The sequence below is a fragment of the Virgibacillus halodenitrificans genome, assembly GCF_001878675.1.
In the GTDB taxonomy this organism is placed as follows: Bacteria; Bacillota; Bacilli; order Bacillales; family Amphibacillaceae; genus Virgibacillus_Q; species Virgibacillus_Q halodenitrificans.
In genome coordinates, this window is sequence record NZ_CP017962.1 from 1,889,413 (window position 1) to 1,915,961 (window position 26,549).

Below are 26,549 nucleotides of genomic sequence, written 5' to 3' on the forward strand. Positions count from 1 at the left end.
GATTACTATGTTAACTGAACCTTTTCTAACTGCTACAAATATATTAACAAAAATTGAATCTAACGGGCATCGGGCATACTTCGTTGGCGGTTGTGTCAGGGATTATTTGCTTGATCGGCCAATTGGGGATGTAGATATTGCTACCTCTGCAAAGCCGGAGATCATTCAGCAGCTTTTTAATAAAGTTATTCCAGTCGGTATTGAGCACGGCACAGTGGTGGTCCGTTATAAAAAAGAATCTTATGAAGTAACTACATTTCGTATTGATGGGAGCTATTCCGATAATAGACGACCGGATGAGGTTGAATTTGTGAATGAAATTGATGCAGATTTGGCACGAAGAGACTTTACAATAAACGCTTTGGCTATGTCTAAAGGCGGTCATATCATAGATTTATTTGAAGGTAGAAGAGATCTAAAGGAAAAGATTATTCGGACTGTAGGAAATGGCTACGAAAGATTTGCAGAGGATCCACTTCGCATTATTCGGGCTTTACGATTTACAAGCCAATTAGGATTTTCACTTGCACCTGATACCAAAGTGCACATGAAAGAGGCAGCCCATCTGGTTAATACACTTGCGGTAGAGCGTTTAACGAATGAATTTTCCAAGCTTTTTGCTGGAAATGATATAAGGAAGGCTGTTAACTACATGAAGGAAATCCAAGTTGATTCCTTCCTACCTGTATTCAGATCGTTTCCGAACTTAATAAAAAAGTTACCCTCTAACATACATTCACTCATGAGCTTTAGTGAAGTGATTGCATATATGCATATAGTAGAACCAAGTATATCTATTGCCCATTGGGTTAAGGAATGGAAATGTTCCAATAAAATAAAAAAAGATGCCCTTCATTTAGTGGATTCTTATTACTTATTTAAAAGATTCGGAGTTAATTCTATGCTGGTCTATCAGTTGAAAAAGCCATATCTTGCTCCGTTCCTTCGTATTGTAACATTAGCTGATCCGTCAGTGTCGTTAAGCATGGAGAAATTACTTACTATTAATAATAAATTACCTATACATTCTAAAGCGGATCTTTCTATAAATGGTCAAGAGGTTATAGATTTATTTCCTTTCATGCGAAGAGGACCGTGGATCCGTCAAATTATGGATAACTTGGAAAAAGAAATTGTTTTAGGAAACCTTCGAAATAATAATAAAGAAATAAAGGAGTGGATAAGATGGAATCCACCCGAAACAAATTAATTGATTTGCTAGCAAAAGATAAGGATACATATATATCCGGACAAATGTTATCTGAACATCTTGGTATTTCCCGTAGTGCAGTTTGGAAGCATATGAAAAACCTTGAAAAAGACGGGTATCAAATAGAAGGTAAATCAAACAAAGGGTATCGTATCATCAGTTTCCCTGACAAATTAAGCGAGAATACAATTAAATGGGGTTTAAATACATCATGGCTAGGAAGTAAAATTATTCATAAAGAATCTACTCCTTCCACTCAGGTTATCGCTCACCAGTTGGCACAGGAAGGTTCGCCACATGGCACTATTGTACTTGCTGACGAGCAAACGAGTGGCAGAGGAAGGTTGAATAGGGAATGGTTTTCTTCCAAAGGAAAAGGAATATGGATGAGTATTATACTCCGGCCAGAGATTCTGCCATATTTAGCACCTCAATTAACATTATTAACAGCTACTGTGTTAGCAGAGGTAGTCCAAAAGAACACAACCGTTACTCCGATGATCAAATGGCCAAACGACATACTTGTAAACAAGAAAAAGACTGCTGGTATTTTGACTGAGATGCAAGCTGAACAGGATCAGATCCAATATGTAATAATTGGAATTGGGATGAATATCAATCAGACCAAAGAGGACATTCCTATTGAAATTCAGTCGAAAGCAACCTCTTTAAGAGTAGAATCCAGTGAAAAGCATTCTATTAAACAATTTATCCACCTTATATTAGAGGAGTTTGAAAAAGCGTATGATTCCTATTTGATAAATGGCTTCCCGGAAGTGAAAAAGAAATGGGAGAGGTATGGCTTTAAAATAGGTGAATCGATTTCGATCACTACCTTACGTGACCAATTCCAAGCTATATTTTCGGGTATTGCTGAGGATGGTGCATTATTGGTAAAACAAAAGGATGGCGAAATTAAAAAATTATATTCAGCTGAAATCGAATGGTTTAAGGATGTGGAAGAATGTTAAATCGAATTGATTTATTGAAGATGAAAGAAACTAAAGAGAAGATAACCATGCTTACAGCATATGACTATCCATCAGCAAGGCTTGCAGAGGAAGCTGGAATAGATATGATCCTAGTAGGAGACTCATTAGGTATGGTTGTACTTGGGTATAACTCTACCATCCAGGTAACAGTTGAAGATATGATTCATCACGGAAAGGCGGTTCAAAGGGGGGCAAGTAATACGTTTATCGTTGTGGATATGCCTTTCATGTCCTATCATATTTCCATGGAGGAATCGATGAAAAACGCCCAGCGAATTTTTCAGGAAACAGGTGCCCAAGCAATTAAATTGGAAGGTGCTTCAAAGGACAACCTCGACTTAATTAAACGTTTAAGCGAAGCAGGAGTCCCCGTCATTGCCCATTTAGGCTTAACACCCCAGTCCGTAAACGTCTTGGGTGGATATAAAGTTCAGGGCAAAGATGCAGATGCAGCAGCAAAACTGCTTTATGAAGCTAAAGAAGTAAGTACTCATGGTGCCATTGCATTAGTTTTGGAGTGTGTCCCCAAAGAGTTAGCGGAGCTAATAACGGAAGCAATTAATATTCCGACAATCGGAATTGGTGCTGGAGCCCATTGTGATGGGCAAGTATTAGTATATCATGATATAGTAAATTATGGTGTTGACCGTCTTCCTAAATTTGTTAATAAATATGGAGACTTTAACTCACATGGTCAACAAGCAATAGAGACATATATTAGAGATGTAAAAGAATCTATTTTTCCTGGCGATAAACATTCTTTCTTTATAAAGGATAAGAATATTCTACCTGAAAATTGAAGTGGGGATTACTATGGAAATAATTCGTGAAGTGAATGAAATGCGGAATATAATTAAGTTGTTAAAGCAAGGGCAAAAAAAGATTGGGTTTGTGCCGACAATGGGTTTTTTTCATGACGGACATCTCCAACTTATGAAGAAAGCAAAAGAAGAAAATGATACTGTTGTCTCTAGTGTCTTCGTTAACCCACTGCAATTTGGCCCTAATGAGGACTTTGACAGGTATCCACGCAATGAAGAAGAGGATATTAGGAAGGCAGAATATGTAGGTGTAGATTTCTTGTTTATCCCTCCTCTTGATGAGATGTACCCACAGAAGATGCAAATTACAATGACAATCAATGATCGAATTGATGTGTTGTGCGGTAAAGCTCGTCCAGGGCATTTTGATGGAGTCATAACCGTAGTAACAAAATTGTTTCATATAACACAGCCCGATCAAGTATATTTTGGAATGAAGGATGCACAACAGGTTGCTGTAATAGATGCGTTAATCCATAATTTAAACTTTCCGATTTCTCTAATCGGTTTACCAACTGTTCGTGAAGAGGATGGTTTAGCAAAGAGTAGCAGAAATGTAAATCTAAGCAAGAGAGAAAGAGCTCAAGCAAATTGGCTATATAAAGCACTCAAGCATGGTCACCAACTTGTTGTTGACGGAGAATTTAATCCTGCTATTATTATTAAAGAGATAAATAATATCATTTCCAATAATACGGACGGTAAGATTGATTATATAGAAGTGCTTAGTTACCCTGAATTGAAGCCAGTTTCCGATATGAATCAACAGGTAATAATAGCACTGGCAGTTCAATTTGAGCGAGCCAGATTAATTGATAATTTATTATTGAATGAGGATGGAGATATTATTCGTTTTTGGAAACAGGAGGAGTCACAATGATTCGTACATTGATGAAGGGTAAAATTCATCGTGCAAGAGTTACGGAAGCTAACTTAAATTATGTAGGCAGTGTAACCATTGACCAGGACATTTTGGATTTGGTTAATATATTGCCACATGAAAAAGTACAAATAGTTAATAATAATAATGGAGCCCGCTTGGAAACATATGTTATACCAGGAGAAAGAGGGTCAGGAGTGGTTTGCCTTAATGGTGCAGCTGCCCGACTTGTCCAAAAAGGGGACATTGTCATTATAGTATCTTATGGAATGTTTTTTCCTGAAGAGTTAGCTACATTCCGTCCAAAAGTAGCGATTATGAATGAGAAAAATGAAGTTGAGCAACTCCTAGAACAAGAGCCGCCATTAACTGAAGTAACTAGCTAGATGTTAAGATGTAAAAACTCTTATCGCATGAAAAGGTAAGAGTTTTTTATGATAGGCTTGCGGTAGAAATGAGGTGAAACAGTGAACAGATATGTTGTTATTGATTTGGAAACTACTGGTCATTCTCCAACGAAGGACGATCGGATTATTGAAGTTGGTATTGTTATATTAAAAAAGGATAAAATAGTCGATCAATATTCTACATTACTTAACCCTCATAAGAAAATACCGCCATTTATTTCTAATCTAACTGGTATATCAAATGAGGATGTTAAAGATGCACCTTCTTTTTTTGAAAAAGCAGAGGAAATTATTGAGCTATTTAAGGAAAGCTATTTAATAGCACACAACGTGCCATTTGATTTAGGCTTTTTAAATACGCAGCTTGCTATAAATGGATTTCAACAACTAAAGAATCCTGTATTAGATACTGTAGAGTTATCTCGAATTTTATTCCCCCAGGCACCCAGTTATAAACTAGGACAACTGGCTGAATACTTAGGAATTTACCATGATGAACCTCATCGAGCACTCTCAGATGCGTATGTTACCGGAAAAGTCTTTTTAAAGCTTAAAGAAAAGCTTTGGGCATTGCCCGGTGAAACGATCGAACATTTAATCAGATTGGAGAAGAAGCTAAAGTCAGATCTATATCCACTGCTGTTAGAAAGACAAAAGCAACTTATGTATGAAGAAATAGTTCAAAAAAATATTGCAACATACCAGGGGCTTGCATTTAAACACATAGAAGTCCCACAAGTAGAACATGGGGTGGAGCATGTTTCATTTGGAGATTTCCTTGACAGTATTTATGAAGAGAATGGAGCTTTACAGAATAAGTTATCCAGTTATGAAAAAAGAGATGGTCAACGAGAAATGTCTGAAGTGATTTTTGATGCATTCCAGTTACAAAAACATGCTCTGATCGAAGCAGAGACAGGTACTGGAAAATCATTGGCTTACTTACTTCCAGCAGTGTACGAAGCTGTATATTCGGAGCGGAAAATTGTGATAAGTACTTTTACGACACAATTGCAATCTCAACTATTGGAAGAAGAAATCCCTTTAGTGAGAGATATTGTCAATTTTCCGATACAAGTAGCTCTATTAAAAGGAAAGTCGCATTATCTTAGTCTGGAAAAATTTAATCATGAGCTAGCTTCTCCTTATGAAGACAATTATGATGTTGTTTTAACGAAAGCAATGCTTCTTATTTGGATAACTGAAACGGAAACAGGAGATATTGAGGAAATACAGCTCCCAACTAGTGGATTTCATTTTTTTAAGAAAGTATCTACAGAATCAGAGGGATATATAGATCCATCATCTCCCTGGTTTTCCAGATCTTTTTATCAAAAGGCAAGAAAAAAAGCACAACTAGCTTCTATCGTTATTACAAACCATGCTTTATTATGCACGGATATTTTTAATGAATACAAGCTATTACCCAGTTATGATAAAATAATTGTAGATGAAGCACACCATCTGGAGGAAACAGCTTCTCGTCATTATGGTAAAAAACTTGATTATATTAGCATGCAGTACATACTCAATCAATTGGGTACTACCGAGGAAACTAAATTTTTAGGTAAGTTTATAGAAAAGTATCCGTATAAACAACACCATCTTTCCTTAGAAAAATGGAATGCTACCTTATCTGATGCGAAATATGAAATAGATGAATTATTTCGTACGCTGTTTCAATATGTTATGGCACAGAATAGTAAAAATAAATCTTTAAGTGATGTCGGAAGAATACAATATCGCTTTGAAGATGAGAACGAAATACCGGATAAATGGAAGGCTATAAGAGAAATGGCTTCCCGTGTTTCTTTTTACTTAAAGGATTTAATCCATATTCTCACCAGTATAGAGAGAGACCTGCTGAAAGAAGAAACTTTTGAAAAATTTGATCATGATGAATTGAAAGGAAATATAGACCAACTACAATCTTTCATTGATCGGTTAGCTGAACTGTTCTTTAATCATCATGGGGAAAAGTATGTGAAATGGATGGAAATTGAAACACATGGAGCGAAAAATGCTGTATATTTATATAGTGAGCCTACAGACATAGCTGACTTTTTAACCAATGACTTTTTCACAAAAAAGAAAAGTGTTATATTAACTAGTGCAACCCTGACGATGAAGCAGTCTTTTAGCTTTATACAGAATCGGCTGGGGTTACCATCAGATTTAGTTTTAACTACAAAAATAAAATCTCCTTTTTCGTATAAAGATCAGGTTAAGTTAATGATACCTAATGACTTTCCCAGTATTAAATATGGAAAACCCGATGATTTTATTTATGCCACATGTGAAGCTATTATGTCACTTGCTGAGATAACAAACGGCAGGATGCTTGTACTGTTTACGTCATATGATATGTTGCGAAAATCGTACTATTTATTAAAAGAAATAATGGAAAGTGACAAATATATGGTTATCGCACAAGGAATTAGCAGTGGAAGTCGCGCCAGATTAAAAAAGAATTTTCAAACCTTTGAACAGGCAATTTTACTTGGAACTAGCTCTTTCTGGGAGGGAGTAGATATTCCAGGGGAAGACCTTTCTTGTTTAATGATCATCAGACTTCCTTTTCAACCACCTGATCACCCAATCTATGAGGCAAAATCGGAGCACCTTAAAAATGAAGGGAAAAATCCGTTTATGGAGCTTGCTCTTCCTAATGCGGTGATCCGATTTAAACAAGGTTTTGGCAGATTAATTCGTTCAGCTTCAGATCGCGGTATTGTATTTGTTTGTGATTCAAGAATGATCACGGCCAAATACGGCAGTTATTTTAGAGATTCTATACCTGAGGTACCAATAACAAATGATTCTACACAAAAACTAATGGAGCAAGCAAAGGAATGGTTTTAAGAAAAAAAGCTACTAATGTTGGAAGAATACATCAGTAGCAATTAAGCACAGGTTAGGAATTTTTTTATTGAAATAAATAAATTCATTTACATTAGCTTTTATTTATTACAATAGTATTTATATTATCTGCAAAGTTCTTAGCAATATGACTAACAAATATTGATAAAACAAGAATTGTATTACTGAAGGAGGTTAAGATGGATAAACATAAAAATATTGAGACATTGTCTACAGTGAAACTAAATTATTCATCAGATCTTTATAAAATAGTGGATACTTTAAATCGAACATTAAAATATCAAGATCTCATGTTCGGTTTATCATTGGATGATAAAGATGAAGATAAAGCGATCTTTACAATATACAAGACATAGAGGGTTTGTTTGGAGCAGCATAATATTTTTAATCGTAATCATTTCTTGTTTTATTTACGTATTATTTTTATATCTTGATCTAAAAGATAGTAAAACAGAGGGCTTTGCAGAAACAAAAAAACAAATTTTACAAGCAACGTCAATAGAGAAAATTGATGAAATTAGAAAATTTAACGGAGAAGAAGCATACCATGTTATTTTTGGTACAACGGATAATAATAAGCAACAAATTATATTTTATCCCCTGCAAAAAAAGAAAAAAGAACTTACAACTATAGATCAATCAGATATTATTACAGAAGAGGCAATCAAAAAGGAATGGAGACAGCAATGCTCTAGCTGTGAATTTATAAAAATTACTCCAGCATTAGTAAATGATAAGCCGCTTTGGGAACTTTCTTATAGAGATGAGGCCAACAGATATGTATTGGATTATTTATCCATCTATGATGGTTCCCGCTATGAACAATATCGTTTTAAACAAATGTTTAAATAGAAAGGTGATCAAAAATGATTGATTTAGCAAAGAGAGTAAAAACATTAACACCATCAACTACATTAGCAATTACAGCAAAAGCAAAGGAATTAAAAATGCAAGGGCATGATGTCATTGGTTTAGGCGCAGGTGAACCGGATTTTAATACACCTGAATATATTCTTGAAGCTGCAGAAAAAGCTATGCATGATGGTCTGACTAAATATACCCCATCCGGTGGTGTAGCAGAATTAAAAAAAGCTATTATTAATAAGTTTCAAACAGATAATAACTTAGAGTATAATGCTGACGAAGTTATTGTTACTACAGGAGCTAAGCATGCTTTGTATACTCTTTTTCAAGTAATTTTAAATGACGAAGACGAAGTAATTGTGCCAGCCCCTTACTGGGTGAGTTACCCAGAGCAAATTAAACTTGCAGGCGGGAAACCAGTTATTCTATCTGCTAAGGAAGAAAACGAATTTAAAATTACCCCTCAAGCTTTAGAAGAGGCAATAAATCCAAGTACAAAAGCAGTTATTATTAACTCACCAAGTAACCCTACAGGAATGGTGTATAACGAACAAGAACTAAGAGAACTTGGGGAAATCTGTATGAAACATGATATTCTTATTGTTTCTGATGAAATATATGAGAAGCTGTTATACACTGAAGATAACCATGTTTCAATAGCACAATTGAGCCCTGAATTAAAGGAGCAGACGATTGTCATTAATGGTGTTTCAAAATCTCATTCTATGACAGGCTGGAGAATTGGATATGCTGCCGGGACAAGCAAAATAATCAAGCCAATGACAAATCTTGCTTCCCATTCAACATCTAATCCCACTTCTATTGCACAGTATGCTGCACTTGCTGCCTATTCTGCAAACGAAGATCCAGTTAAAGAAATGAAGAAAACATTTGATGAGAGATTAAATCTTTTGTATAAGTTACTGGTAGATATTCCTGGGGTTACTTGTCAAAAGCCAAAAGGAGCTTTTTATTTATTCCCTAATGTGAGAGAAGCTGCTACTAATAATGGGTTTGATTCGGTAGATGACTGGGTCAATGCTCTTCTTGAGGAAGAAAAAGTAGCTTTAGTACCAGGTTCCGGCTTCGGCTCCCCAGATAATGTACGTTTATCTTATGCTACATCTACAGAAGCTTTAGAAGAAGCTGCTAAAAGAATTAAACGATTTGTATCAGAACATTAAATTGAGAACTAGGAGGACTTCTTTTGAAAACAACGATTTCACAATCGCCACAATTTATAGAACAGACAGTAACCATTGGAGCGTGGTTGGCCAATAAACGATCTAGTGGTAAGATTGCTTTTTTACAGCTGCGTGATGGTACTGGATTCATCCAAGGAGTAGTAGTTAAAAATGATGTTAGTGAAGAAACATTTCAGTTAGCAAAAAATATGAACCAAGAATCATCCATGTACATAACAGGGAAAATTGTAGAGGACAATCGTTCGCCATTTGGCTATGAAATGCAAGTAAGTAATATTGAACTGATACATGAGGCTAACGACTACCCAATTACTCCGAAAGAACATGGGACAGAGTTTTTAATGGATCACAGACATCTTTGGTTACGTTCAAAAAGGCAACATGCTGTAATGAAGATTCGTAATGAAATTATCCGTTCAACGTATCAATTCTTTAATGATAACGGGTATGTTAAAATTGATCCACCAATTTTAACTGGTTCTTCCGCAGAAGGTACTACGGAGCTATTTCATACGAAATACTTTGATGAAGAAGCATATCTATCCCAAAGCGGTCAACTGTATATGGAAGCTGCTGCAATGGCTTTTGGTAAAGTATTCTCTTTTGGACCTACATTCCGTGCAGAAAAGTCAAAAACTCGCCGGCATCTAATTGAATTTTGGATGATCGAGCCTGAGATGGCATTCGTTGATCATAACGAAAGCCTTGAGATACAAGAACAATACGTTAGTTTCGTTGTTCAAAGTGTATTGGAAAATTGTAAGCTTGAACTGTCGGTATTGGAGAGAGATACAGCAAAACTGGAAAAAATTAAAGCACCATTCCCTAGAATTTCTTATGACCATGCCATAGAACTGTTAAAGGAAAAAGGGTTTGATGATATAGAATGGGGAGAAGATTTTGGCGCTCCACATGAAACAGCTATCGCAGAGAATTTTGAACAACCAGTTTTCATTACAAATTATCCTGCTGAAATAAAAGCATTTTATATGAAGCCTGATCCGGACAGGTCTGATGTTGTACTATGTGCAGATCTTATTGCTCCGGAAGGATATGGCGAAATCATAGGCGGTTCCCAAAGGATTGATGATTTAGAATTAATGAAGGAAAGATATGAACAGCATGGTTTAACTGGGGAAGCATATGAGTGGTATTTAGAACTTAGAAAATACGGCAGTGTCCCACACTCTGGGTTTGGCCTTGGATTAGAAAGAACTGTTGCATGGTTATCAGGAGTAGACCATGTTAGAGAAACAATTCCTTTTCCAAGACTATTAAATCGCTTATACCCGTAATTAATATTTACCTATTATGGAATCCTCTGCTTCTAAGCAGGGGATTTCATCTGCTTATCCTTCATTTCGTGATATACTAAGAATGAGGTGTTCTTTGTGACAAAATACGTTTCTTTTCAACAAATTATAAAAAATCAAATTCATATCCCGGTTCAGCTTTTGACTTCTTATGTCAAATTGGGGTTGACGGAAACGGATATGGTTGTAATTCTACAGATTCATCGTTTTGCAATTGAAAACAATAATTTCCCTACACCTTATGAGCTTTCCTCTGACTTAAGTATCGATGAAAAGGAATGTGCTAACATCTTGCGTAAACTTATTCAGAAAGATTTATTGTTAATTGAGCAACTAAAAAATAACAGAAATCAACTTACTGAAGCATATAGCCTTAATCCCCTTTGGGAAAAATTATTTAAAGTAGAGGAAGTGGGGGAGAAGCATGAAGACGGTACGATATTTATTCTCTTTGAACAGGAGTTTGGCAGGCCATTATCCCCGTTCGAAATAGAAACAATTAATACATGGCTTGATCATGATAAAATATCTGCTTCTCTAATAAAAGCCGGGCTTAGAGAATCCGTGTTGATGGGGAAATTAAATTTTAAATATATTGATCGTATACTTAGAGAATGGAAGAAAAAAGGAATAAACACGGTTGAACAAGCCCGAGAAGCCAGTAAAAGTTTTCATTCCTCGACGAGAAATTCTTCTCAACAAGAGCAAACCAAAAAAAGAGATACATCCTTTTACTATAACTGGTTAGAGGGGGAAGATTAATATGTTAAATAAAACACAAATAAGATTTTGTTTAGATGAAATGGAAAAAATGTTCCCCGAAGCAGCATGCGAGTTACAGCATAGTAATCCTTTCGAACTGGTAATAGCTGTTTTGTTATCTGCCCAATGTACAGATGTACTTGTAAATAAAGTGACAGAGGGATTATTTGAAAAGTATAAAACCCCCGAGGATTATTTAGCTGTATCTCTTGAGCAATTACAAATGGATATTAAATCAATAGGACTATATCGAAACAAAGCAAAGAATATTCGTAAGTTATGTGAGGTTCTATTAAAGGATTATAATGGCGTAGTGCCAAATACAAAAGAAGAATTAGTGAAGCTTGCAGGTGTAGGTCGAAAAACAGCCAATGTTGTTGCTTCTGTAGCTTTTGATGAACCAGCTATTGCAGTTGATACTCATGTTGAGCGTGTTTCTAAGAGACTTGGTATATGTAGATGGAAAGATTCTGTCATTGAAGTAGAAGAAACTTTAATGCGTAAAGTTCCTAGAGAAGAGTGGAGTGTAACACATCATCGCATGATCTTTTTTGGAAGGTATCACTGTAAGGCAAGGAATCCAAATTGTTCTGAATGCCCTTTATTAGTTGTCTGTAGAGAGGGTAAAAAAAGAATGAAGAAACGTTAAGTGTGGTTAATACTCACAAAATAAAGAGGTAAACGCCTAAATGGCGTTTACCTCTTTTAAATTAACTTATTCTTCGTTTTGTCCTTCCTCACCAGATTCTTCTTGGTTGTCTTCATTGTTTTGATCTTCCTGAGAATCTTCATTTCCGTTCGTTTCTTCATTTTGACTTTCCGGTACTGTAATTTGAGTACTTTGCGGTTCACCCTTAGCATCTTTATTCGCGCCTTTTTGGCCAATAGGAGTTACCTGAATAGTGTAAGATTGGCCAGGGGAGGCACCTGAAATTTCTATTCCGTTTGATTGTACCGATTGAGTTTGACCATTTACAGATACTTCAAAGGATGCTGGTGGACCATTGTAATTCCAAGAAACATCAATAATGGAATTCTCTTCGTTGTACTTTGCACTTAACCCACTCACAGCAGGAATATTTTCAGCACTATCTTCCTCTTCATTTTCTTCTTCAGTATCTTCCTCTTCTTCATCAGTTATATTGACACTTGTAGTCACAGGTTCACTCTTCATGGAGCTTGATTCACTGCTTACCGCAACAACCTGAATTGTATATTCAGCACCTTTCTCCACTTCTGAAATCTGTATAGTCTTATCTTCTGTCGATGATAGGCTTTGCATTTCTCCACCGTCAACACTTGTGCTAACTTCAAAATTCACTTTTTCATCAGCATCATATTTCCATTTTACATCAATCGTGTTGCTTTCTTTATCGTAAGTTGCTTTTAAGTCGCTGACAGGATCAAGCTCATCATATTTTTCTGAAGTTTTCTTTGGCTCCGTACCTTTTACAAACAATTCTTTTACTATTTGAGAACTTGGAGTAAAGTCACTTGGTAACCTTGCTGGTTGCGATCCTTTTTCTACTGCAACTTCCACAACGGAGTTTGGTTTTTCAAAATCAGCTGTTTCCTTATCTTTGGAAATCTCCGTCATTGTATTTTTAAATAAAGCATGTGGAATTTTTGTATTCGGCAACGTTTTATTGTAATCATTATAACCAGTCCAAATAGATATTGTATAGTTTGTAGTGTATCCACTAAACCATGAATCTGGACTACCTTCTAATTCTGTGTGGTTGGTAGTACCTGTTTTCCCAGCTACGTGGAGCCCTGGAATATTTGCCTCTTTTCCTGTTCCTTCTGTCATTACACTCTTCAACATATCTGTTACCATGTATGCCGTGTAATCAGACATAGCAGCCTCTGGTTTAGGTTGTAATTCAACTACTTTGCCATCCGGAAACTCAACTTTCGTTACAGCATATGGTTCATTATAAATCCCTTCATTACCAAATGCTCTATAGGCACCAGCTAATTGAAGAGGGGAGACTCCGGTACCTGTCCCGCCAATAACGTCACGGATATCTATCTGATCATTGTCAAATTTATATCCAAGCCCTTCTCCGAACTCTTGTGCTTTATCAAGCCCTGTTTCTTTTGCTAATTTCACAGCGGGTACATTCAATGATTGGGCAAGAGCATACCTTGCTGACATCCAACCACCGTACTGTCTATTCCAGTTTCTTATTGGAGTTTCAACACCTTCATCATATGGTTTGTCATCATTAATTTGATGATAGGTGGAAATCTTATCATATTCAATTGCAGGCCCATAAGATAGAATAGGCTTGGCTGTGGAACCAGGCTGTCTGTTTAAGTCAATGGCATAATTTAAGCCACCAGCCTTTTCACTGCGATTGCCGCCAATAGAACGTATTGCACCATTTTTGGTGTCAAGCACTACCATTCCTGCCTGCATTTCTTCATCTGGGTAGGAAATAGGGCTATTTTCTTTATCCTTTAATAAGAACTCAACATGTTCCTGGATATTTTTATCCAATGTTGTATGAATTTTTAAACCATCTGTATCGATGTCTGCACCATCTAATTTTTCACTTACTTCTTTTCGCACTTGATCTAGAAAAGCGTCATATTTGATGGAGTCTGGCTTTGATTCATTTAATAATGATGGAATATCTACTTTTCGTGCTTCATCTGCTTCTTCCTGAGTTATTTTATTATGTCTAACCATTAGAGTTAGAACAGTATTCATTCGTTTCTTTGTTAGTTCAGGATTTTTAAAAGGATTATATGCTGTTGGTCTTTGCGGAAGACCAGCCAAAATCGCTGCCTCAGGAAGAGTCAACTCACTTAACTCCTTCTTCCCAAAATATACATCCGCTGCTCTTGCTACACCATAAGCATTACTTCCATAGAATATCTTGTTTAAGTACATTTCTAATATTTCTTCTTTGGAATACTTTCTTTCAAGCTTCAATGCAAGCCATTGTTCTTGTACTTTTAAGCTAATCTTTTTCTCTGGTGAAAGGAAGGATTTTTCTACAACCTGTTGGGTTATTGTACTGGCACCTTCTGAACCAAATCCATTGGTAAAGTTGGCGATAACCGCTCCACCTATTCTCCGTAAATCAATACCACTATGTTCAAAAAACCTGGCATCCTCCGTAGCAGTTACAGCGTCAACCAAAATTTGAGGCAAATCATCATACTCAATTTTCGTCCTCTTTTGGTCACCAGGTGTTGCAAAAACATCACCATCTTTGTCTAATACCTGGGAAGCAAGGGGATCGGATAATTTTGATGCTTCAATGTCGGGGGCAGTTACGATCCAGTAAGTACCTACTGCTGCCACTCCCAAACCAATCACCAGAACAAATATTAATGACGCAACTAATATCTTTTTCCATATTGGTTTCTTTTTTGTTTTCTTTTGTTTTCTTCGTGCTGTACGCGTCTGGCTCTTATCTGCCATAGCTCATTCCTCCGTCTCTAAAAATAAAGCTTATCTATTGTAGCTAGGTAATCAATTCTTGCTTGATAATGAAAAGGAATCAAATATCCTTTCTTTGCTATATCACTATAAGGGATGGATTTTTTCCCACCGGATAACTTTTCTCGCCAATAATAAAAAAGATTTTCGGCCTCTAATAGGTATGTTTCGTTATACATAGAAAACCGGATGATGAGAAAACATATTCCACCGTGATCGGTTACTGATTTCATATGTTCCATTTGATGTTCGTGGACGTTTGCCAGGGGAAACAATGTTTTATTTTTTGTTTCTTTTGCCTCAAAGTCAATGTACTTATTTCTATAAACTCCGTTATAATCGGTTGTTGAAGCCTGTTTGAAATATGCTTCAGTAATTACAGCTGCACTTCGTTTAGGGTAATTTACCTTGACAATTTGTACAGGGGTAGGCTTTTTATGAATTATAGCTTTATTACTTTCCAAATAAAATTTATTAGTAGCATTGATGTCGTCCTCTAGTGTCATTCCACGGTTACTAAACACACTTCCCATCTTAGCCTGCATCGTATTTTGAGATGTGTTAAGCCTTTTTCCATTTGGATACTTCAAACATGTTTCCTCCTTGAATTACTGTATCATACTATAAGAGTAGCTCGTTGATAATAAAAAACAAGTATAAACTTCCTTCTTTATACAGATAGTTAAATATAAACATTGAATAAAGGAAGAAGAGAAATGAATTTATCACTTCAAGATACTAATTACCTTCATTATATAACAAAATTAACAAGGAAGCATAATAAGGACAACATATCACGTACAAAAGCTTATTTTAATTACTATGTTGCACACCCAGAGATTAAATGGTCATTCCTTGCCAGTATGGTCTCAAGGAACGCCGGATATAACATGACCGACTTATGGCTTCCTCCATTTACCGATATGTTAAATAAGAGGGAACGTACCCGGATGTTTATGACATATGAACGTGCTAATTGGCTTATTTTTTCTGATGCATATCCTCAGTTACTGACATATGAGTTATCCTCTTACCGAAACCAACCATTGTTTTATTTATTAAGAAATTTTCACACGTCTCAATTTATGATAAACGAATGGGAAAGTTTCTGGAGAACGAAGGATCTAAATCGACTAGTAAAATCGTTAATTATTAATGAACAGAATGTAATACAAGCTCCTGTAATAAGGCAATCATTTTTTCGTAAGCATGTATTTACCAGTATACCTTATTTACTCCAAGATTTTTTAATGATGAATGCTGCAGTTTTTCCTGGATTTTCAGGAGTTTTATACGGTATCTATGTCCATGACTTCTCGAACCTCTCAAAACGAATTAGGATAGGAAAACAATTAGCTTCTATACTTTTTGAACCAAGTATTTATCATCAAGCGATTAATTTTGCAAAGAAGTGTGAACATACAGGTTCCCGAAAGGACTATGAACAATATATAAATGTGAATCTGCCTGCTGCTCCCGCTTTGAGAACGATTTATCCGGTAATTGAACATCAGGATATCATTCGTCGGGATTGGAGTAATTGGGTCGGTATAAAGAAAAAATGGATGGAAGATGAAAAAGTAGAAATAAAGGAGATTGGTAAACCCTTTTATCGAAAAAGAGCCATGTTGTACGCTTATTACCATTTAAAACAAACCATGAAAAATTAATAATTTGTAAAAAATCCGAACCGTGATTCAGTAATAGTAATGAATCGGTTCGGATTTTTAATATATAAAAGTCTTTTGTGCCGCTTTCTCCTCTTTTATTAAGTTGAAGGGCGATTTGGACCAGCTAACTTTTTATCTCCCTGTTTCAGAGACTTTGATTGAATGGTCTCTGCTGATTTATCAGGTTTTTGTTTTTTGCTCATAAATAAACCCTCCTTTTGTGTGTAGTATGTCTCAACATGGCAGAAAAAATGAAATAAATCACTTGTTTTGTAAGCTTTTTTCTACTTTTGTCGAAGGGGAAGGTTTAACCAGGCCGGATCGCGAATTACTATAAAAAAACCATGAGAGGGTGGATAGAATGGGTTTAGCCATGTTAAAAAATGATCGAATAAGGAATGATTTAGATAAAAAAGCAACAGAAGAGTCTCTGCAACATATGTTAGATCAATTACGTTTGTTGGATCAGAAGTTAACCACAAGCATAGATAGTGAGGTATGGGGCTGTTTTCAATCACATTATAAAGAGATAAGCGAAACAAAAAAATTTATTAGAGGTACAATAGAATGTTATCATGATTAATGCTATTTAAACCTTAAAATGGTAAAGTATAGAAAAGAAGAATTAGATAAAGGACGGGCTAAACGTATATGGATTTACAAGATATAACTAAAACATTAAAACATCATTTAATTTTCCTGAAACACAAATATGAAATGAACGAGCCTCCTGCCAGCATGAGGGACAAAGCATTTTTTCAACAGGTTAAGGAAGAAACCAACCCTATATATGATTTACTTGAAGAGTGGGAGGCTTTAGGTTTACAAACTGTTAAAGAAAGGAAAGTGAATGTACACCCACATCAAATTACGTCCACAAAGGAAAATATGGAATTGGTTCTCCTGCATAGCTATTATGTAGATGTAAGAAGGAAAAGGTATATGGAACTTTACAATTCAATTACTTATATTTTTGATCAACTAATAGAAGAACTTCAATAGATCAGTGAAACCGCTTTACATTCACTTTATTTTCGCATATAATATCTTTCCACACGTTGAGGAGGGAATACAGATGTATAGAAAACAGTTGATTGAAAAAGCAATAAAAATAAAGGAATGTGCTTATGTACCATATTCTAAGTTTCAAGTTGGGGCAGCTGTTCTTACTGGATCGGGAAGAATATACACAGGCTGTAATATCGAGAACGCTGCCTATCCTGTAAGTTGTTGTGCTGAACGTGTCGCAATATTTAACGCAATTTCCAATGGGGAAAAAGAATTTAAGGAAATGGCGGTTGTTGCAGATACCCAAAGACCTGTACCACCATGCGGCTCTTGCAGACAAGTAATGAGCGAATTCTTTTCTTCTGATATGCGGATTCATTTGACTAACCTGGAAAATGAAGTGAAAACTGTGACCATGGAAGAATTATTGCCATTTTCCTTTCAACCATCAGATTTACATAATAAATAGCACATAAATTTCAAGTAAAGGAAGCTGATCTTTTTCAGGTTCCTTTTTTAATGGTATACTATAGCTAATTAATAAATATAATTGGTAACTACAGGTATAATACTTTAAATTGACTTTCCGTTAGAAATTTGAAAAAATGAGCATGCGAATATGAAGAGGTGATTAAATGAGTTTAAGTAGAGTGCAATTAAGTGGAAAAGATATACTTGAAAAAGAATTTAAGACAGCGATGCGTGGTTACAATCAAGAAGAAGTAGACGAGTTCCTGGATTCCGTGATTCAAGACTATGACACCTTTAGCCAAGAGATAGAGAGACTACAGCAAGAGAATGAGCGATTGAAGAAAACTTCTCAAGACCAAACAAGAACGAGATCTTCTGTACAGCAAAACACCCAAGTTAATTATGATGTATTGAAGAGACTTTCAAATTTAGAAAAAGCAGTTTTTGGAAAGAAGTTTAACGAATCGGATAGTGAAATGTAACAAGCTGAATAATAAATGGAAAATATTCCCACCGATTGAATTTCTTTTATTTCTGTGGTAAACTATTTATTAGCAAATTGTTAAATACTCAGGTGATCGCTGTATTTATAATACAGAGGAAAGTCCATGCTCACACAAACTGTGATGTTTGTAGTGTTCGTGCTTGACGAAATCATAAGTCAAGGTAACCTTTTCGGTTAACGGCAGGAGACATCCTAAGTCACATTGTGATACGGATTTATCCTTGAAAGTGCCACAGTGACGTAGCCGGTTTGGAAACATCCGGGTGGAACGAGGTAAACCCCGCGAGTGAGCAACCCAAATAATGGTAGGGGCATCTTCCAGTAGGGAAGCGAACCGAAAGAAGGACAAGTATATACTTGTAGATAGATGATCACATCCATATGTACGAGATTGACCATCGATTGCAGTACATTGGTACAGAACATGGCTTATCGAGTATTTAACGGTCTATTATATTTTAAATGAGAACCCTTTTTTGCTTAAATGCTAAAAAGGGTTTTTTATTATGTTATGGTTTTTACATAACTTATTGAATTGCGGATGGTTATGTTTTCATATTCAAGAAAGGATTATGATAAACTAAGGCTAATCTAGATACACTATTTTAGAAACGAAAGGAATTATTAAATGAGAAATGTAACTCTAATTGCTACAGCAGCAATGGGCTTAGAGTCTGTTGTAGCTAAAGAAGTAAAACAGCTTGGATATGAAGCAGAAGTAGAAAATGGAAAGGTGATTTTTGAGGCTCCCGTCTCTGCTATTCCCCGATGTAATTTGTGGCTTCGTACTGCTGATCGTGTGCGGTTACTTGTCGGTAAATTCAAAGCAGTAACTTTTGATGAGCTTTTTGAATCTGTGAAATCCTTATCTTGGGAGAGTTTCATTGCGGAAGACGGACAATTTCCTGTTACAGGGAAGTCTGTAAAATCCAAACTTTACAGCGTCTCTGACTGCCAAGCAATTACTAAGAAAGCAATAGCAGAACGTCTTAAACTAAAATATGGTATTGCATCAAAAATGAGCGAAACTGGGGCTATGTATAAAGTTGAAGTAGCCTTATTAAAGGATGAAGTAACCTTAACCCTGGATACTTCCGGCGCTGGGCTTCATAAGAGAGGCTATCGTGTGGGGCAAGGAGAAGCACCATTAAAAGAAACGATGGCCGCAGCTCTTGTTCTACTTACAAACTGGAAACCAGAATTCCCTCTCATTGATCCTTTCTGCGGATCAGGAACTATTCCTATTGAAGCCGCATTAATTGGTCAAAATATCGCCCCTGGGTTTAATAGAGAATTTGCTTCTGAAAATTGGGGCTTTATTAAAAATAAATATTGGCAAGAAGCTTTTGAAGAGGCTGAGGACAAGGCTAATTATGACCAAAAGCTTGATATCATTGGATCAGACATTGACCACAAGCTCATTGGTATAGCCAATGATAATGCGATAGAAGCAGGTTTGGGAGATCTTATTTCTTGGAAACAGATGCAGGTTAAAGATTTGTTTATTAGAAAAGATAACGGATATATTATAGGTAATCCACCATATGGACAACGTCTCGGCGACAAAGAAACAGTGGCGGATATCTACCGGAATTTGGGATTGATTATGCGAAATCATCCAAGCTGGAGTGTTTATATTCTGACTGCTTACGAAGAATTTGAAAAAGAATATGGCCAGAAATCAACCAAAAAGAGAAAGTTATTTAATGGTTTTATTCGAACAGATTTTTATCAATACTTCGGTAACAAAATAAAGGAGTAGTTTGTTATATGGGTAATAAGGAGTTATTGGAAAAAGATTTTAAGAACTTGTTAAGTGAATTAAATTCTTACAAAGAAATGCTGGCTCTGGCTCAATGGGATATGCGAACAAAAATACCTAAAAAGGGAGTAGAACAGCGTTCAGAAGTTGTTGGTTTCCTTGCAGAAAAAGCACATCAGCTTGAAACTTCCGAGAAAATGAAATACTTCATAGATATGCTGAAAGAAGACACGGAGAATGAAATTATTAAAAAAGCAGTGCTTGAATGTGAAGAAAATTATATTAGAAATAGCAAAATACCACTTGATGAATATAAAAATTATGTCATGCTGCAATCAAAATCAGAAGCAGTTTGGCAAGAAGCAAGGGAAAAAGCGAATTTTGCTTTATTTCAGCCCTATTTGGAGAGACTAGTTGAATATAACCAAAGATTCGCTACTTATTGGGGTTATGAAGATCATATCTACGATGCTTTATTGCACAACTTTGAACCAGGTATAACCACCGAAACGCTTGATCGTGTTTTTCCTGACTTAAGACAGGCAATTAGTTCCCTATTAACAAAAATCAATGAAAGTTCACTAAAACCAGATTCTTCTATCCTTCAATCCCATTTTCCTAAAACGGATCAAGAGGAATTCAGTAAGGAAATTTTAAACAGAATGGGTTATGACTTTTCGTCAGGCAGACTAGATGAAACAATACATCCTTTTGCCATTACATTAAATTTAAATGATGTAAGAATAACTACCAGATATGATGAGAGTGATTTTAGGACAGCAATCTTTGGCACTATCCATGAAGGTGGACATGCCCTTTATGAACAGAATATTAGTAAAAAACTTGCTTCTACACCACTTGCTACAGGAACTTCCATGGGCATACATGAATCACAATCCTTATTTTGGGAAAACTTTATAGGAAGAAGTAAAGCTTTTTGGAGCAGTCACTACGAATTATTTAAGAAGTTTGCTCCAACATCATTTCAACAAGTTCCTTTAAATGAATTTTATCAAGCAATTAATGAAGTAAAGGCTTCCTTCATTCGAATTGAGGCAGATGAATTAACATATCCACTTCATATCATGATTCGTTACGAATTAGAAAAACTTTTAATAAATGGAGACATTAAAGTTAGTGACCTGCCAAACTTATGGAATGAGAAAATGCAAGATTATTTAGGTGTTAAGCCACCCACGGATAAAGAGGGAGTATTACAGGATATACATTGGGCAGGAGGAGACTTTGGATATTTCCCTTCTTATGCTCTCGGGTATATGTATGCTGCGCAATTTAATCATATTTTGTCGAGAGAAGTTAATGTAAAGGAAGCGATATCCACTGGAAATTTAGGTTCTATTAAGCATTGGTTAACTCAAAATATTCATCAATACGGTAAAATGAAAAAACCACTTCAGCTCATAGAAGACGTAACTCAAGAGAAATTAAACCCTGTTTATTTAATTAATTACTTGACACAGAAATACACAGATATCTACAGACTTTGATTAATTACATTACCTAAGGTGAGAAGGGTGAGTTCATGACACATATCTGTTCAACTGGAATTGGAGTCCCTGAGTACGAAATAGGTCAAGGTGATATAAAAAAGCTCGTGCAAGAAATATTTGTTTCATCTGATAAACGTCTATCAAGATTATTATCTGTTTTTGATAACGCTCAGGTGGAAAAAAGACAATTTGCTGTTCCTGCTACTTGGTTTAAAGAAGATCATTCATTCAAGGAACGAAATGATTTATATAAGGAGTTGGCTATTCAATATTCGCTTAATGCGGTAGATGATTGCCTTAAAAATCAGGATTTTTTAGAGAAAGAGGTTCCTTATGAGGCAATAGATATGATTATATTTGTTTCAAGCACTGGAATCTCAACACCTTCTATAGATGCTCACCTTGTTCACGAACGTCCTTTTAGAGAAGATGTCAATCGAATGCCTATTTGGGGACTGGGCTGTGCAGGAGGAGCTATAGCTTTATCACGCGCACATGATTGGATTACTGCCAATCCAGATAAAACAGTATTAATAATATGTTGTGAGTTATGTAGTTTAACCTTTCAAAAAGGGGATATGAAGAAAAGTAACATTATAGGTAGCGCCTTATTTGGAGACGGAGTTTGTGCGACTTTGGCAGTTGGGAAAAACTCACCCTATCTCTCATACCGAAAGCATGTCTCGCCGAAGTTACTTAATTATAGTTCACTAACAAAGAAGGGAAGTGCCTCAGTAATGGGGTGGAATGTAACGAACAGTGGATTGGAAGTTGTTTTTTCGAAAAGCATTCCTTCTTTGGTTCAGACCTTTTGGGATAGACACATAAATAGTTTTCTGAAAGAAAATAAAATAACAGAAAAACAAATTAGTTCATTTATTTCTCATCCTGGGGGGAAAAAGGTGTTAGAGGCGATGAGAGAAGTTTTAAATACGACAGATAATAAACTAAAACATTCTTATAAAGTTCTCTCCCAGCACGGAAATATGTCCTCACCAACCGTTTTATATGTTTTAAGACAGTGGATGATAGAAGATAACAACCGAGGTGAAAAAAGTATAATTTCCGCCTTAGGACCTGGCTTCAGTTCAGAGCTTATTTTAATGGAGTGGGAATAATGTTGTTAACGTTTATGTGGGTAATTTTTATCTTTATTGTTATTCAACGGGTTATGGAATTGAAAATTGCCAAAGATAATGAGTTATGGATGAAAGAAAGGGGTGGAGTGGAAAGGGGAAGAGAGCATTATAAATGGTTTGTGATTGTGCACGGTTTATTTTTTATATCTATTATTACAGAATTTAGCTATCGTGGTTTTCCCACAGAACAATTCTCACTTGTTCTTTTTACTCTTTTCCTTTTTACTCAATTAATTAGAGTTTGGTGCATACGATCATTGGGTAAATTTTGGAATACAAAAATAATAATTTCTCCGGAGTTTTCATTGGTTAAAAAAGGTCCCTATAAATATGTGAAACATCCTAATTACATTATTGTAGGTATTGAATTGTTCATTATACCTCTTCTATTTGGTGCTTATTTAACCGCAGTAATATTTCCAATTCTGCATGTTCTGTTACTTTTTATACGAATTCCAGTTGAAAACAGAGCCTTGGTGGAAGCTTACAATATTGAGAAATAAAAAAAGAAGAGAGGAGCTTTATATGCTATCTCTTCTTTTTTATTGAATTTTATTTCTATTTCCCTAATTCCCAATAGGCCAAGAAAAAGGTGGTGACCCAGGAGGTGAATTTTGAATAATATCAACAAAAGGAATCGTGTATGCAAAAAGAATTAATGCAAGTGTGATAGCAATCCATAGCTTCCAATTTTCGAGAAACATTGGAGTAGGTTCTGCATCTTCTTCTTCCTCTGCTATTGGAAATTCTTCTATTCCTTTCGGAGCAAAGAACGCTAATTTTATAAAAATATAAAGCATTAATATTATACCAATAAATAGGATGCTTCCTCCGATTGCTTGCGCTAATTGATATCCAATCCAATTGGATGCTTGTTCTGTGCCGCCGTATTCTGAAAAAGCTGAACGTCTAGGTCCTCCTAAAAGTCCTTGGATATGCATAGCACCTGACATGATGGTCATTCCTACTGTCCAGACAATAGTTTGGATAATACCTAATCTATTCAGTTGTGGTGTCAGCTTTCTTCCGGTCAAATGTGGTATCAACCAATAGGAAATACCGAAAAAGGTGAGAATGACTGTTGTAGCCACAGTTAAGTGAAAGTGACCTGTTACCCAAATCGTATTATGAACGACTGCGTTCATTTGATGAGAAGCATTAATGATACCGCCAGCACCACCAGGTATAAATGCAAGCATTCCTATAAATGGAGCAAGAAATCTTACATCCTTCCATGGTAAATGTTTCAGCCAGCCAAATAATCCACCAAACCCTTTACGACGTCCAGTAATCTCAAAAGTAGCAAACATTGAAAATGCAGTCATTAGACTTGGGATAATTACCATAAACGTTAACACTACTTGAATAAACTTCCAGACTGGATCTATCCCAGGTTCTGTTAATTGATGGTGAAACCCTACTGGGATGGAGAAGAATAAAAATAGGATAAACGACAATCTTGCAAGTGAATCACTAAATATTTTGCCACCAATAATTTTTGGTATGATTGCATACCACGCCATATAAGCAGGCAATAACCAGAAGTATACCAATGGGTGGCCAAAATACCAAAATAGTGTTCTACTTACAAGTACATTAATTGTTTCTGCATACCCCAGAGACCATGGAATAAATTGTACAAGTACTGCAACTGCAACACCAAGAGAAGCAATAAACCACATTGCCATATTAATTGCAACCATAAAAGCAAGTAGGGGAGACTTTTCTCCAGGATGTTTCTTTTTCCATACAAATAGCTGTTGCCAATTAACAAATCCTGCAATCCAACTGCCTACAATTACAAGTGCTAAACCAATATAAAAAACAGGATGGGCTTTTAAGGGAGCGTAAAAAGTATAAAGGACACTTGCTTTCCCCATTAAAATAGTTATTGCAGCCATCACCGTACCTACTATCATTACCCAGAAGCTAAGCCAAGCAACTTTTCTTTGTTTCAATGATATTCCAACCGTTTTACCCATTAATGCAAACTGGAATCCTATAATAAAATAAGTAGTTAGAACAAGTGCAAGTACTACTCCATGAAGAGTTAATATTTGATAATAACCGATCCCCCATGGCAATGTTATTGTATTCGAACGTACGAGAGTTTGTAGTAAACCCATTAGTCCACCAATAAGTAAAGAGATAATAGCAACATATATAAATGACATATATAGCCTTGATTCTTGTTTAGAAATAGTCAATGGTAGTATTTCATTATTTGAAACCTTTTTTATCTTCTCTAGTCCCATTAATCATACACCTCCACAGTCGCAAACATTAAATGATGCCCAACTCCGCAGTACTCATTACAAACAACTGTATATTCGCCAGTACGGTCCATGACAGTTTCTATACTACTTACATAGCCTGGCTCTACCATCATGTTTACATTCGTCCCAGCAATATTGAATCCATGTACAACATCCTTTGTAGTGATTTGGAAAAGAACAGTTGCTCCTTTAGGAATTCGGATATGCTTTAACGGAGCTCCATTTTCATCAGTACCAAAGTCATAGTTGAAAGCTGAAGCTACAATATTAACAATATATTTATTATCATCTACTTTTGTAATCCCTAAATTTTCGGGCCTGAAAGCTTCGTTAGCTTCAACATTTTCCGGATCAATGGTCACCCCATGACTTTGAGGATGCGTACCTTGCCAAAACGCTCCAAAACCTAAAATAATTAAAAAGACAACTAATGAACTAATTCCAAAGATTAACCATTTTTTCTCATACTTGTGTAAATGCATAATTTAACCTCCTTTTTCACTAACGTAGTATAAACAACAAATAGACTGCGACCCAACTAACAATTATAAACACTCCGACTAATAGGACTGAAACAAAGGTTCCCTTTAAAATAGGCTCTTCCTTTTTCGGTGTATTCGAATGCTTACCATGTATTTCATTCATTTCCTTCACCCCTTGAAATAAAGTTTTTCTTCTTGTTTTCATCATACACAATTTGCAAATAGAAATATTAAGAATGCGGTACAGTTCACATTTTGTTCAATTACCTTGATAAAAGGCTATTTAAAGATTTTACTAACAAATAGGTTTAGAAAGTTTGTGTATTTTCTGTGTATTTTTTGTTAATAATTCTTGAAAAGCGGTGCAAACTAATTGGTAGATTGATAAAAAATTATGGGAGTGGGGTTAATGCAGATAGTGGGGATTTTTATGTTTTTTACAATAGTTATTTGGCTTCGAAGCGTGGAATGGAGAGTTTCAAGAAGGAATGAACGCTGGTTAAGAGAAAGAGGAGGAGAGGAAAAGGACAATTTTAGAAATAAAGCATTTTTCTTCTTGTATCATTTCTCCATTTTTTCTATTCTTTTGGAGATCTTGCTCCTCAAAAAGTCTGTATTTCTAATAAGTTTCCTTCCGGTTATTTTATTTTGTTGTTTAGTTTTATTGAAATTATGGTGTTATATGTCTTTGGGAAGGTTTTGGAACACAAAAAATATTCAATTGCCCCATGTAATTGTAATTAAAAAAGGCCCATATAAATTGATTAGACAACCATATTTATTCCTTTTAACTGCAGAGTTGTTCCTCTTGCCATTTTTGTTTGAAGCCTACATGACTGCTTTTTTGTTTTTACTCGTACATTTAGTAATTCTAAAAGTGGATATTCCTGCATTAGTGAAAAGTAAACTGTTGAAAAAAAACCCAATTTAAAAAGGA

28 protein-coding genes and 1 other RNA gene are annotated in these 26,549 nt (G+C 35.7%); 23 read left to right on the forward strand and 6 right to left on the reverse strand.

Annotation, left to right across the window (positions count from 1 at the left end; all coding sequences use genetic code 11):
- Nucleotides 1-7 precede the first annotated feature (7 nt).
- From BME96_RS09940 to nth, 12 genes are all read left to right on the forward strand, one after another.
- Nucleotides 8-1,210, forward strand: coding sequence for a CCA tRNA nucleotidyltransferase (locus tag BME96_RS09940; RefSeq protein WP_019378396.1), 1,203 nt, complete (start codon nucleotides 8-10; stop codon nucleotides 1,208-1,210).
- Nucleotides 1,186-2,181 carry a biotin--[acetyl-CoA-carboxylase] ligase gene (locus BME96_RS09945; RefSeq protein ID WP_019378397.1) on the forward strand — a complete coding sequence of 332 codons (996 nt, stop codon included), beginning with the start codon at nucleotides 1,186-1,188 and terminating at the stop codon, nucleotides 2,179-2,181. The genes BME96_RS09940 and BME96_RS09945 overlap by 25 nt, the downstream gene beginning before the upstream one ends.
- Nucleotides 2,175-3,002, forward strand: coding sequence for a 3-methyl-2-oxobutanoate hydroxymethyltransferase (gene panB, locus BME96_RS09950; protein ID WP_019378398.1), 828 nt, complete (start codon nucleotides 2,175-2,177; stop codon nucleotides 3,000-3,002). The genes BME96_RS09945 and panB overlap by 7 nt, the downstream gene beginning before the upstream one ends.
- A 13-nt stretch (nucleotides 3,003-3,015) precedes the next feature.
- On the forward strand, nucleotides 3,016-3,903 hold the full coding sequence (panC, locus tag BME96_RS09955; RefSeq protein WP_071648991.1) for a pantoate--beta-alanine ligase: 888 nt from the start codon (nucleotides 3,016-3,018) through the stop codon (nucleotides 3,901-3,903).
- Complete coding sequence (gene panD / locus BME96_RS09960) at nucleotides 3,900-4,289, forward strand: aspartate 1-decarboxylase (protein ID WP_060678914.1); 390 nt, start codon at nucleotides 3,900-3,902, stop codon at nucleotides 4,287-4,289. Before panC ends, panD begins: the two co-directional genes overlap by 4 nt.
- A gap of 81 nt (nucleotides 4,290-4,370) precedes the next feature.
- Nucleotides 4,371-7,172 carry an ATP-dependent DNA helicase DinG gene (dinG, locus tag BME96_RS09965; protein WP_071648992.1) on the forward strand — a complete coding sequence of 934 codons (2,802 nt, stop codon included), beginning with the start codon at nucleotides 4,371-4,373 and terminating at the stop codon, nucleotides 7,170-7,172.
- 197 nt (nucleotides 7,173-7,369) lie between these two features.
- A complete protein-coding gene (locus BME96_RS09970) occupies nucleotides 7,370-7,546 on the forward strand; it encodes a YpmA family protein (RefSeq protein WP_019378402.1) in 177 nt (58 codons plus the stop codon).
- Nucleotides 7,509-8,042 carry a cell wall elongation regulator TseB-like domain-containing protein gene (locus BME96_RS09975; RefSeq protein ID WP_060678917.1) on the forward strand — a complete coding sequence of 178 codons (534 nt, stop codon included), beginning with the start codon at nucleotides 7,509-7,511 and terminating at the stop codon, nucleotides 8,040-8,042. Before BME96_RS09970 ends, BME96_RS09975 begins: the two co-directional genes overlap by 38 nt.
- 17 nt (nucleotides 8,043-8,059) lie before the next feature.
- Nucleotides 8,060-9,238 carry a pyridoxal phosphate-dependent aminotransferase gene (locus BME96_RS09980; protein ID WP_071649994.1) on the forward strand — a complete coding sequence of 393 codons (1,179 nt, stop codon included), beginning with the start codon at nucleotides 8,060-8,062 and terminating at the stop codon, nucleotides 9,236-9,238.
- Nucleotides 9,239-9,261: 23 nt separating this feature from the next.
- Nucleotides 9,262-10,554: an asparagine--tRNA ligase gene (asnS, locus tag BME96_RS09985; protein WP_019378405.1), complete on the forward strand. Its 1,293-nt coding sequence runs from the start codon at nucleotides 9,262-9,264 to the stop codon at nucleotides 10,552-10,554.
- Between the two features lie 96 nt (nucleotides 10,555-10,650).
- Nucleotides 10,651-11,334 (forward strand): DnaD domain-containing protein, encoded by a 684-nt coding sequence (locus BME96_RS09990; RefSeq protein WP_060678919.1) that lies wholly within the window; start codon nucleotides 10,651-10,653, stop codon nucleotides 11,332-11,334.
- 1 nt (nucleotide 11,335) lies between these two features.
- Nucleotides 11,336-11,983 (forward strand): endonuclease III, encoded by a 648-nt coding sequence (gene nth, locus BME96_RS09995; RefSeq protein WP_060678921.1) that lies wholly within the window; start codon nucleotides 11,336-11,338, stop codon nucleotides 11,981-11,983.
- Nucleotides 11,984-12,049: 66 nt separating this feature from the next.
- On the opposite strand, the gene BME96_RS10000 is transcribed toward nth, so the two are convergent.
- Together BME96_RS10000 and recU are read right to left on the reverse strand one after the other, a co-directional pair.
- Nucleotides 12,050-14,770: a transglycosylase domain-containing protein gene (locus BME96_RS10000; protein WP_060678923.1), complete on the reverse strand. Its 2,721-nt coding sequence runs from the start codon at nucleotides 14,768-14,770 to the stop codon at nucleotides 12,050-12,052.
- A gap of 17 nt (nucleotides 14,771-14,787) precedes the next feature.
- On the reverse strand, nucleotides 14,788-15,378 hold the full coding sequence (gene recU / locus BME96_RS10005) for a Holliday junction resolvase RecU (protein WP_019378409.1): 591 nt from the start codon (nucleotides 15,376-15,378) through the stop codon (nucleotides 14,788-14,790).
- Nucleotides 15,379-15,504: 126 nt separating this feature from the next.
- Here recU and BME96_RS10010 point away from each other — a divergent pair, with 126 nt between their 5' ends.
- Nucleotides 15,505-16,458 carry a DUF2515 family protein gene (locus tag BME96_RS10010; protein ID WP_071648993.1) on the forward strand — a complete coding sequence of 318 codons (954 nt, stop codon included), beginning with the start codon at nucleotides 15,505-15,507 and terminating at the stop codon, nucleotides 16,456-16,458.
- Between the two features lie 98 nt (nucleotides 16,459-16,556).
- Here the strand turns inward: BME96_RS10010 and BME96_RS19855 are convergent, their stop codons facing one another.
- Complete coding sequence (locus BME96_RS19855) at nucleotides 16,557-16,661, reverse strand: hypothetical protein (RefSeq protein ID WP_019378411.1); 105 nt, start codon at nucleotides 16,659-16,661, stop codon at nucleotides 16,557-16,559.
- A 158-nt stretch (nucleotides 16,662-16,819) separates the two neighbouring features.
- On the opposite strand from BME96_RS19855, the gene BME96_RS10015 reads away from it, so the two are divergent.
- The 9 genes from BME96_RS10015 (at nucleotide 16,820) to BME96_RS10055 (ending at nucleotide 23,357) form a co-directional block, all read left to right on the forward strand.
- Nucleotides 16,820-17,041 (forward strand): hypothetical protein, encoded by a 222-nt coding sequence (locus BME96_RS10015; protein WP_071648994.1) that lies wholly within the window; start codon nucleotides 16,820-16,822, stop codon nucleotides 17,039-17,041.
- Nucleotides 17,042-17,109: 68 nt separating this feature from the next.
- On the forward strand, nucleotides 17,110-17,460 hold the full coding sequence (locus BME96_RS10020; protein WP_019378413.1) for a DUF1798 family protein: 351 nt from the start codon (nucleotides 17,110-17,112) through the stop codon (nucleotides 17,458-17,460).
- A gap of 73 nt (nucleotides 17,461-17,533) precedes the next feature.
- Nucleotides 17,534-17,935, forward strand: a complete 402-nt coding sequence (locus tag BME96_RS10025) for a cytidine deaminase (protein WP_019378414.1) — start codon at nucleotides 17,534-17,536, stop codon at nucleotides 17,933-17,935.
- A 166-nt stretch (nucleotides 17,936-18,101) separates the two neighbouring features.
- The gene (gene gpsB / locus BME96_RS10030) at nucleotides 18,102-18,419 is read left to right on the forward strand and encodes a cell division regulator GpsB (protein ID WP_019378415.1); all 318 of its coding nucleotides are present in this window, start codon (nucleotides 18,102-18,104) and stop codon (nucleotides 18,417-18,419) included.
- Between the two features lie 84 nt (nucleotides 18,420-18,503).
- Nucleotides 18,504-18,879, forward strand: an RNA gene (rnpB, locus tag BME96_RS10035) — RNase P RNA component class B.
- A 191-nt stretch (nucleotides 18,880-19,070) separates the two neighbouring features.
- Nucleotides 19,071-20,204: a THUMP domain-containing class I SAM-dependent RNA methyltransferase gene (locus BME96_RS10040; protein WP_071648995.1), complete on the forward strand. Its 1,134-nt coding sequence runs from the start codon at nucleotides 19,071-19,073 to the stop codon at nucleotides 20,202-20,204.
- A gap of 8 nt (nucleotides 20,205-20,212) precedes the next feature.
- Complete coding sequence (locus BME96_RS10045) at nucleotides 20,213-21,712, forward strand: carboxypeptidase M32 (protein WP_071648996.1); 1,500 nt, start codon at nucleotides 20,213-20,215, stop codon at nucleotides 21,710-21,712.
- Between the two features lie 35 nt (nucleotides 21,713-21,747).
- Nucleotides 21,748-22,833, forward strand: coding sequence for a type III polyketide synthase (locus BME96_RS10050; protein WP_071648997.1), 1,086 nt, complete (start codon nucleotides 21,748-21,750; stop codon nucleotides 22,831-22,833).
- Nucleotides 22,833-23,357, forward strand: coding sequence for an isoprenylcysteine carboxyl methyltransferase family protein (locus tag BME96_RS10055; protein ID WP_071648998.1), 525 nt, complete (start codon nucleotides 22,833-22,835; stop codon nucleotides 23,355-23,357). Before BME96_RS10050 ends, BME96_RS10055 begins: the two co-directional genes overlap by 1 nt.
- Before the next feature lie 63 nt (nucleotides 23,358-23,420).
- Here the strand turns inward: BME96_RS10055 and BME96_RS10060 are convergent, their stop codons facing one another.
- From BME96_RS10060 to BME96_RS10070, 3 genes are read right to left on the reverse strand one after another with little or no spacing between them, the layout of a single operon-like run.
- Nucleotides 23,421-25,109, reverse strand: coding sequence for a b(o/a)3-type cytochrome-c oxidase subunit 1 (locus BME96_RS10060; RefSeq protein WP_071648999.1), 1,689 nt, complete (start codon nucleotides 25,107-25,109; stop codon nucleotides 23,421-23,423).
- Nucleotides 25,109-25,612, reverse strand: coding sequence for a cytochrome c oxidase subunit II (locus tag BME96_RS10065; RefSeq protein WP_071649000.1), 504 nt, complete (start codon nucleotides 25,610-25,612; stop codon nucleotides 25,109-25,111). Before BME96_RS10065 ends, BME96_RS10060 begins: the two co-directional genes overlap by 1 nt.
- 19 nt (nucleotides 25,613-25,631) lie before the next feature.
- The gene (locus BME96_RS10070) at nucleotides 25,632-25,775 is read right to left on the reverse strand and encodes a cytochrome C oxidase subunit II (RefSeq protein WP_071649001.1); all 144 of its coding nucleotides are present in this window, start codon (nucleotides 25,773-25,775) and stop codon (nucleotides 25,632-25,634) included.
- 525 nt (nucleotides 25,776-26,300) lie between these two features.
- On the opposite strand from BME96_RS10070, the gene BME96_RS19990 reads away from it, so the two are divergent.
- A complete protein-coding gene (locus BME96_RS19990; protein ID WP_231478692.1) occupies nucleotides 26,301-26,543 on the forward strand; it encodes an isoprenylcysteine carboxylmethyltransferase family protein in 243 nt (80 codons plus the stop codon).
- The last annotated feature ends 6 nt before the right edge of the window (nucleotides 26,544-26,549 follow it).